The sequence below is a fragment of the Kitasatospora sp. NPDC058965 genome (genome assembly GCF_042741245.1).
Lineage (GTDB): Bacteria > Actinomycetota > Actinomycetes > Streptomycetales > Streptomycetaceae > Kitasatospora.
Window position 1 is genome coordinate 1 of the sequence record NZ_JBHYKG010000362.1, and the last position, 7,965, is coordinate 7,965.

Annotated in this window: 9 protein-coding genes and 1 riboswitch; of the genes, 5 read left to right on the forward strand and 4 right to left on the reverse strand. The window is 74.8% G+C overall.

Annotation, left to right across the window (positions count from 1 at the left end; translation table 11 throughout):
* The 3 genes from ACFW1A_RS35560 to ACFW1A_RS35570 all read right to left on the reverse strand — a co-directional run.
* A partial coding sequence (locus ACFW1A_RS35560) for an AAA family ATPase (protein ID WP_380416723.1) occupies positions 1-754 on the reverse strand: 754 nt, incomplete at its 3' end.
* Positions 755-1,011: 257 nt separating this feature from the next.
* Positions 1,012-1,123: riboswitch (SAM riboswitch) on the reverse strand.
* Between the two features lie 139 nt (positions 1,124-1,262).
* A complete protein-coding gene (locus ACFW1A_RS35565) occupies positions 1,263-2,165 on the reverse strand; it encodes a LysR substrate-binding domain-containing protein (protein WP_380416729.1) in 903 nt (300 codons plus the stop codon).
* A gap of 54 nt (positions 2,166-2,219) precedes the next feature.
* Positions 2,220-2,984: an SDR family NAD(P)-dependent oxidoreductase gene (locus ACFW1A_RS35570; RefSeq protein ID WP_380416732.1), complete on the reverse strand. Its 765-nt coding sequence runs from the start codon at positions 2,982-2,984 to the stop codon at positions 2,220-2,222.
* A 222-nt stretch (positions 2,985-3,206) separates the two neighbouring features.
* On the opposite strand from ACFW1A_RS35570, the gene ACFW1A_RS35575 reads away from it, so the two are divergent.
* The 3 genes from ACFW1A_RS35575 to ACFW1A_RS35585 all read left to right on the forward strand — a co-directional run bounded on the left by ACFW1A_RS35575 (position 3,207) and on the right by ACFW1A_RS35585 (position 5,574).
* A complete protein-coding gene (locus tag ACFW1A_RS35575; RefSeq protein WP_380416734.1) occupies positions 3,207-3,998 on the forward strand; it encodes a DUF3050 domain-containing protein in 792 nt (263 codons plus the stop codon).
* A gap of 173 nt (positions 3,999-4,171) precedes the next feature.
* Positions 4,172-5,326 (forward strand): anion permease, encoded by a 1,155-nt coding sequence (locus ACFW1A_RS35580; protein ID WP_380416739.1) that lies wholly within the window; start codon positions 4,172-4,174, stop codon positions 5,324-5,326.
* Positions 5,323-5,574 carry a hypothetical protein gene (locus ACFW1A_RS35585; protein WP_380416741.1) on the forward strand — a complete coding sequence of 84 codons (252 nt, stop codon included), beginning with the start codon at positions 5,323-5,325 and terminating at the stop codon, positions 5,572-5,574. Before ACFW1A_RS35580 ends, ACFW1A_RS35585 begins: the two co-directional genes overlap by 4 nt.
* 79 nt (positions 5,575-5,653) lie before the next feature.
* On the opposite strand, the gene ACFW1A_RS35590 is transcribed toward ACFW1A_RS35585, so the two are convergent.
* Positions 5,654-6,184 carry a PadR family transcriptional regulator gene (locus ACFW1A_RS35590; protein WP_380416743.1) on the reverse strand — a complete coding sequence of 177 codons (531 nt, stop codon included), beginning with the start codon at positions 6,182-6,184 and terminating at the stop codon, positions 5,654-5,656.
* 106 nt (positions 6,185-6,290) lie between these two features.
* Here ACFW1A_RS35590 and ACFW1A_RS35595 point away from each other — a divergent pair, with 106 nt between their 5' ends.
* Together ACFW1A_RS35595 and ACFW1A_RS35600 are read left to right on the forward strand one after the other, a co-directional pair.
* On the forward strand, positions 6,291-6,851 hold the full coding sequence (locus ACFW1A_RS35595) for a hypothetical protein (protein ID WP_380416745.1): 561 nt from the start codon (positions 6,291-6,293) through the stop codon (positions 6,849-6,851).
* 41 nt (positions 6,852-6,892) lie between these two features.
* Positions 6,893-7,965, forward strand: a 1,073-nt coding sequence (locus ACFW1A_RS35600) for a carotenoid oxygenase family protein (RefSeq protein ID WP_380416747.1), incomplete at its 3' end; no start/stop codon positions are given.

Consider the following 7,965-nt stretch of genomic DNA (forward strand, 5'->3'; position numbering starts at 1 on the left):
GGTCCAGCAGCGCGTGCACCAGCAGGGCGTTGCCGCCGGTCAGCGCGTGCGCCGCCACCGCCGACCGGGCCGCGGCCGCCGCGCCGAACCGCTCCCGGAGCAGTTCGGCCACCACGGCGGTGGAGAGCACGTCCAGCCGCAGCTGGCGGTGGTGCGGCTGGCGGGCCAGCTCGACCTCGAAGAACGGGTTCGGCGGTGTCATGGTCTCGCGCGAGCTGAGCACGGTGAGCACGCCGATGCCGCGGGTGCGGCGGACCAGGTAGAGCAGGAATTCGAGCGACTCGGGGTCGGCGTCCTGCCGGTCGTCGACCGCGACCAGCACCGGCCCGGCCTCGGCCAGACCCCGGACCAGCGCGAACAGGCCCTCCAGGGTGGGCTGTCCGAGCCGGCCGGGTCCGCTGCCGCGGCTGCTCTCGGCGATCCCGCGGGCCAGCAGGAGTTCGGCCGCCGCGGCCTGCTCCGGGTCGAGCGCGGCGCTCTGCAGCAGCTGGCGGGCCAGCCCGAGCGGGAACTCGCGCTCCAGCGGCGACCCGGTGGCCAGCAGCACGGTGGCGCCGCGCTCGGCGGCCAGGTCGGTGAAGCGCAGCAGCAGGTCGCTGCGCCCGCTGCCCACCGACCCGTGCAGCGCGAGCACGGTGCCGGAGCCCGCCTCGGCGGCGTCCAGGGCCTGGCAGAGCCGGTGGTGGGCGGCCTCCCGCCCGGTGGGCAGCGGTCTGTGAACGGCGTGCGGGGCGCGCACGGGGGCGATGGACATCCGTACTCCTGGGGCGGGGCGCTGAGGGGTGGGCCGACGTCGGCCCCCTGCCGGAGCGCACGGGCGCGGGCGAGGGGCCGGAGGGGAGCTTGGCCCGCGCCGTACCGGCGCTGGCGGGCCTCGGACCTCAGCGACAGAGCGAACTGGCGCGCCGCAGCAGGTCGATGTCGAGCCTGGCGACCAGCCGCAGGTCCAACGCCCGCAGCCGACCCACCTCGTGCACCACGACCTTCTCCGTCCCCCGCCCGACCGGGCGCCACCTGCGCTTGCGACGTGCCACCACGCCGCCCGGCTTATCCCCGGGGCACCCCACCGCAGTGTGGGGGTTGCCGGTCAGCCGGCCGGGGCCTGCGGCTGACACTCTTCGCCACCGCCATCGTACGAACCGCCAGTTCGCCCCGTCAACGACCTGCCTGGCGGACCGTCAGCCGACGCGCGCCCGGCGGACCGTCAGCCGGCGGGCCTGCCCGGCGCGACGCCCTCCCCGCCGGGCCGACCTCGGGCCCGGTCAGGCCGCGGCCGCCGCCACGAAGGCGGCGACGGCCGGATCCGCGCGCTCGGCCGGCCAGGCGAGCACCACCCGGCTGGGCGGGTAGCCGGTCAGCGGGACGAAGGCGACGCCCTCGACGCGGTGGTGCCGGGCCGCGCCGGCGGGCAGCAGGCCGACCGCGCCCTGCCAGACCACGGCGTGCAGGCACTCGGCGACCGACCGGACCACGGGGCCGTCGGCCGGGTCCGGTGCGTCCTCCTCGGCCCCGGGCCCGTCCGGGTCCTCGGCGGCCCGGCCGGCCCGGCCCAGCCAGTAGCGCCGCCAGGCCGGGTCGGTGTCGGTCGACAGCCGCATCCACGGCCGGTCCGCGAGCTCGGCCACCGTGACCCGCTCGCGGCCGGCCAGCGGGTCGCCGGCCGGGACCGCCGCGACCACCGGCTCGCTCGCCAGCTGACGGACGGCCAGCCCCTCGGTGTCGAAGGGCAGCCGGGTCAGCGCGAGGTCGACGGTGCCGGCCCGCAGGCCCGCGGTCGGGTCGTTGATCCCGGTCTCCCGCAGCCGCACCGGCGTGTCCGGGTGGCTGCGCCGGAACGCCTCGGCGGTGCGCGGGCCGAGCCCGCGCCCGGCGCCGGCCACCGACCCCACCACGAGGGTGCGCCGCCCGCCCGTCTGCCGGACCCGTTCGCTCGCCCGCTCCGCCGCCGCCAGCAGCTCCCGCGCCTCGGCGAGCAGCACCGTCCCGGCCTCGGTCAGCCGGACGCCCTGGGTCGAGCGCTCGAACAGGCGGGTGCCCAGCGAGTCCTCCAGCTCGCGGATCCGCCGGCTCAGCGGCGGCTGCGACATGTGCAGCCGGGCCGCCGCACGGCCGAAGTGCAGTTCCTCGGCGACGGCCACGAAGTACCGCAGGCGGCGTAGGTCCATGCGCGGCACGATAGCCGCCCGGGCCGACCGGCCGTCACCCGCGGGGTGCCGGCGCTACCAGGGCACGGGGCCGGCCTCGTCGAAGAATCCGCCGGTCGGGCCGTCCGGGCCCAGCGTGGCCAGCCCGACCACGACCGCCGCGCCCTGCGCCGCGGTGCGGCTCATCGCGAAGCCGGCCCGCTGCAACTCCTTGGTCAGGTCGGTGTCGCACGGTCCGGGTGACACCGCGTTGACCAGGAACCCGGCGCCGCGCAGTTCCTTGGCGTACTGGACCGTCAGCGCGTTGAGCGCGGACTTGGAGGCCGGGTAGGCGGCGACCGCCGGCACCGGCGCGAGGTAGCTGTCCGGTGCGCTCTGGACGGCCAGCGACGCCATGCCGCTGGAGACGTTGACGATCCGCGGGGCCGCGCTCCGGTGCAGCAGCGGGAGCAGCGCGTTGGTGACGGTCAGCACGCCGAAGACGTTGGCCTCGAACACCGCGCGGACCACGTCGAGGTCGGCGGCGCTGGGCCGGTGCCCCGGGTCCTCGGCCGCGCCCGCGTTGTTGACCAGCACGTCCAGCCGCCCGAACCGGTCCTCGACCCACCCGGCCGCCCGCCGCACCGTCCCGGGGTCGGTGACGTCCAGCACCACCGGGTGCGCGTCGACCCCGGCGGCCGCCAACTCCTCGGCCGCGCCGCGCCCGCGCCCGGGGTCGCGGGCCCCCACCACCACCGTCATCCCGCGCTCGCCCAGCTGCCGGGCCACCTGGTACCCGATTCCCTTGTTCGCCCCGGTCACCAGTGCCACCGCACCGGCCGGGCCCGCCGTTTCGCTCATGCCGCCAGCCCACCACGCCCCGCACCGCACCGGCCAGGACCGAGTGGGCATCACGGCGACCGTTCCGGTATCGCCGCAGCGTGGCGCACGACCGGAGGTGGATCGTCCGAATCCCCGGATTCCCGGCCCCCGTTCCCGTAGTCTGTGGCCCGCCGTCGGACACGTGCGGGTGCCTCCGACGATGCGTCAGCACGGGGGCCCTTCTACGACATTGGAGTCACCATGACATCCGACCGCTACCACTGGGACCGCTCGCACCCGGGCCTGACGGCGCTGCGCGAGGCGATCGAGCCCGTGCGCCGGGAGGTGGTCGCCCATCCGGTCTACCGGGAACTGAACTCCCTGGAGCGGGTGCGGACGTTCCAGCAGAGCCACGTCTTCGCGGTCTGGGACTTCATGTCGCTGCTCAAGTGCCTGCAGCGGCAGTTGACCTGCGTGGACCTGCCGTGGGTGCCGAGCGGTCCGACGGCGAGCCGGCGGCTGATCAACGAGATCGTGCTGGTCGAGGAGAGCGACGAGCTCGGCGAGGGCTACATCAGCCACTTCGAGCTGTACCTGGACGGCATGCGGCGCGCCGGGGCCGACACCGCGCCGATGGAGCAGTTCCTGCAGCTGCTCGGCACCGGCAGCGGTGTCGCGCAGGCGGCGAAGGCGGCCGGGATCCCGGCCCCGGCGGCCGACTTCATGGCCGTCACCTGGGACGTGATCGACTCCTCCCCCGTGCACTGCCAGGCCGCCGCGTTCGCCTTCGGCCGCGAGGACCTGATCCCGGAGATGTTCGAGCAGGTGGTCCGGATCGAGGACGCGGACGGGCGGCTGACGGTCTTCAAGGACTACCTCGCGCGCCACATCGAGGTGGACGGCGAGCAGCACACCCCGATGGCCATGCAGATGCTGATCGACCTGTGCGGGGACGACCGCGAGCGGTGGACCGAGTGCGCCGCCACGGTCCACCGCGCCCTGTCCGCCCGGGTCGCCCTCTGGGACGGCATCCTCGCCGGCTTCACCGCCTGACACGCACGCACTCCGCCCGACGGGCGGTCGGCGTTCCCGACCGCCCGTCAGGCGTCCGTCCCCCGCGGCGCCGGCGCCCGCCGCTGGGCCGATCGGATGACGGTCACGGCGATCCGCGGTCCCCGGGTGTCGCGCGCTCCGGGCGACCGGGTCCGCTGGTTAAGTTCGTGCACGTGACCGGAAACGACGCGGTCCTGGCACTCGTCATCATCACCGCGCTGGGGTTCGACTTCACCAATGGCTTCCACGACACGGGCAATGCGATGGCGACCTCGATCGTCACCGGCGCACTGCGCCCCCGCATCGCGGTGGGACTCTCCGCAGTGCTCAATCTGGCGGGGGCGTTCCTGTCCACCGCGGTCGCGGCGACCATCGCCAGCGGCCTGGTGAACAGCGGGGCCGTCACCCTGACGGTGGTGATGGCGGGCCTGGTCGGCAGCATCCTGTGGAACCTGGCCACCTGGTACCTGGGCATCCCCTCCAGTTCCTCGCACGCGCTGATCGGCGGCGTGGTCGGGGCCACCATGGCGGCGGCCGGCGCCTCGGCCGTGAAGTGGCAGGGGCTGGTGGCCAAGGTGATCGTGCCCGCCGCACTGTCCCCGTTCGTCGCGGGTGCGGTCTCGGCGCTCGGCACCTACCTGGTCTACCTGCTCACCCGCGACATCGCCCAACGCCCGAGGGACCACGGGTTCCGGCTCGGCCAGATCGGGTCGGCGTCCATGGTGTCGCTCGCCCACGGGACCAACGACGCCCAGAAGACGATGGGCGTCATCACCCTGGCACTGATCGCCAACGGCACCCTGCACGCCGGGGCGAAGTCCCCGACCTGGGTGATCACCTCCTGCGCGATGGCGATCGCGCTCGGCACCTACATCGGCGGCTGGCGGGTCATCAGGGCGCTGGGCAAGGGCCTGGTCGAGATCGAGTCGCCGCAGGGGATGGCCAGCGAGTCGGCCTCGGCCGCGGTGATCCTCAGCTCCACCGACTTCGGCTACTCGCTCTCCACCACCCAGGTGGCGACCGGGTCGATCCTGGGCTCGGGGGTGGGGAAGAAGGGCGCCGAGGTCCGCTGGCAGATCGCCGGCCGGATGGTTGCCGCCTGGCTGTTCACGCTGCCGTCGGCCGGGATCGTGGGGGCGCTCGCCTACTGGGTCGCGCACGGCATCGGCGGGACGGCCGGGGTCGTGGTGATCTTCGTCGTCCTGCTGGTGGCCTCGGGCTCCTTCTACGCCGCCTCGCGCCACCCGGCCGTGACACCGGAGAACGTCAACGCCGCCTGGACCGGCAGCGTCATCCCGGCCCCCGAGCAGGACGGGGTGACGCCGTGAACTCCTGGGTCAACCTCAGCGCGCTGTGGCGGATCGTGGTCGTCGGCACCCTGACCGGCGCGGGCCTGCCGGCCCTGTTCGCCCTCGGCCTGCGCGCCCTCAGCCCCCCGCCCCGCACGGGCGCCGACGGCGCGGCCGCCGCCCCGCGGACCGCGGGCCCGCTCGGCCGGACCGTCGCCGTGCTCTGCTTCGCCGTGGTGCTGGCAGCGGTGGGCTGGGGCATCTCGGTCATCGTCAAGCACAGCTGACCGCCGCCGGCGCACCGGCCTCCCACTGGCTCCTCCTGCACCACGGCGGTGCTGGTCAACCGTCGGATGCCGGGAACCGTCAGGCCCCGCCCTCGGCGGCGGCGAGTTGGGCGATGGCCCACTGCGCCCACTCCTCCTGCATCGCGAACAGGCGCCGGCCGTACTCCATCACCAGGCGGCCGTTGGCGGTCAGCATGCCCTCCTCGGTCCAGTCCAGGGACTCCCGCAACTGGCGCAGCCGCTCCTGCTGGCCGGCCGCGCGTGCGGCGAGGAAACCGAGGTAGTCGGTGGCCTGGTCCGGGGTCAGCGCCCCCAGGAAGAACACCCGCAGCAGGAGGCTGTTGCGCTGCGCCTCGGGCTGCTCCTCCACCATCCAGCGGCGCAGCTCGGTCAGGCCGGACTCGGTGAGGGTGTACTCCTTGCGGCCGCGCGGGCCCTCGGCGGCGACGTCGATCAGGCCGGCGTCGGCGAGGCGGGCGAGTTCGCCGTACACCTGGCTCTGGGTGGCGGGCCAGACGTTGGCCAGCGAGGTGTTGAACACCTTCATCAGGTCGTAGCCGCTGGCGGGCTGGCCGACCAGGAGGCCGAGGACGGCATAGCGGAGGCTCATGCTCCCCATCCTACCTTCCACAATTGACATGTCGAGCCGGACCTTCTACTTTCGACCTATCAGCTTTGGAACGTCAGAGTCCGGGCCCCAGCGAGGAGTACCTGCCATGAACTACCTGCGCGGCTTCGTCCCGTGGATCGCCTTCGCCGCCGTGTCGACCGCCGGGTGGCAGTGGGGCGCCCTGGCCGGGCTGGTCACCGCCGTGCCGCTGCTGGTCCACGACCGCCGGTCCGGGGTCGCGGCCGACGCGCTGATCCTGGAGTTCAGCACCATCGGCTACTTCGCGGCCCTGACGGCCCTCGCGTTCGCCGCCCCCCACTCGCCGGTGCGCGACTACGCCGGCTGCCTGGCCATCGCCTGGCTCGCCGTCACCGCCTGGGGCACGCTGGCCGTCCGGCGGCCGTTCACCCTCGGCATCGCCCGCCGCTCGGTGCCCGAGGCCGTCTGGCACACCCGGGCGTTCCTGCGCATCAACACCGTCATCACCGCGGCCTGGGCACTCTCCTTCACCCTGACCGCGGCCGCCCTGGCCGCCTGCGACGCCACCAGGGCCGGCACCGCCGCGTCCGTCGCCTGCCAGGTCGCCGGCTTCGTCGTGCCCGCCGTCTTCTCCCAGCGCTACCCGAAGGCCGCCCGGGCCCGACTGGCCGCGGCCGCCGCCCGCTGACCCGAGCCGCCACCCCACCCACCTGCCGCGGAGACCGAGCCATGACCACCACCGCCCCCCACCTGCTGGGCGCCTACGCCCCCGTTCCGGACGAACTCACCGTCACCGACCTGCCGGTGACCGGCGCCCTGCCGCCGGCGCTCGCCGGCTGGTACCTGCGCAACGGGCCCAACCCGCGCGAGGCCGCCGCCGCCCACTGGTTCCTCGGCGACGGCATGGTGCACGGCGTCCGGCTGGACGGCGGCCGGGCCGTCTCCTACCGCAACCGCTGGGTGCGCACCAGCACCTTCACCTCGGGCGCCCGGGTCCGCGACGAGCGAGGCGCCCGCGACCTGACCGCCGGGGTGGCCAACACCCACGTGGTCCGGCACGCCGGGCGCACCCTGGCGCTGGTCGAGTCCTCCTACCCCTACGCGTTGGACTGCCGACCGGGCCACGAGTGGGAGACCCTCGGCCCGCACGACTTCGGCGGCCGGCTGCGGACCGCGATGACGGCGCACCCGAAGACCTGCCCGACCACCGGCGAACTGCACTTCTTCGGCTACGGCGGCTTCGACGGCCCGGCGCTGACCTACCACCGGGCCGACGCCGCCGGCGAGCTCACTGTCAGCCGGGACATCGAGGTGCCCGCGCCCACGATGATGCACGACTTCCAACTGACCGCCGGCCACGTGCTGTTCATGGACCTGCCGATGGTCTTCGACCGCGGCCGCGCGAGGGCCGGCGGCGGCCTGCCGTACACCTGGTCCCCGGAGCACGGCGCCCGGCTCGGCGTGCTGCGCCGCGACGACCCGTACGGCCCGGTGCGCTGGTTCGAGCTCGGGCCCTGCTACGTCTTCCACACCCTCGGCGCCTACGAGGAGGCGGCCGGGCGGCGCCTCGTCCTGGACGTCGTCCGCTACGACCGGCTGGGCGACGGGGTGGGCCTCGACCAGACCGGCTCGCTCTGGCGCTGGACGGTCGACCTGGCCGCGGGCACCGTCCGCGAGGACCAACTCGACGACCGGCGGGGCGACTTCCCCCGGATCGACGACCGGCTGACCGGCCTGCCCTACCGCCACGGCCACACCAGCACCGGCGGCGGACCGGAGGGCGGCGCGATCCACCGCTACGA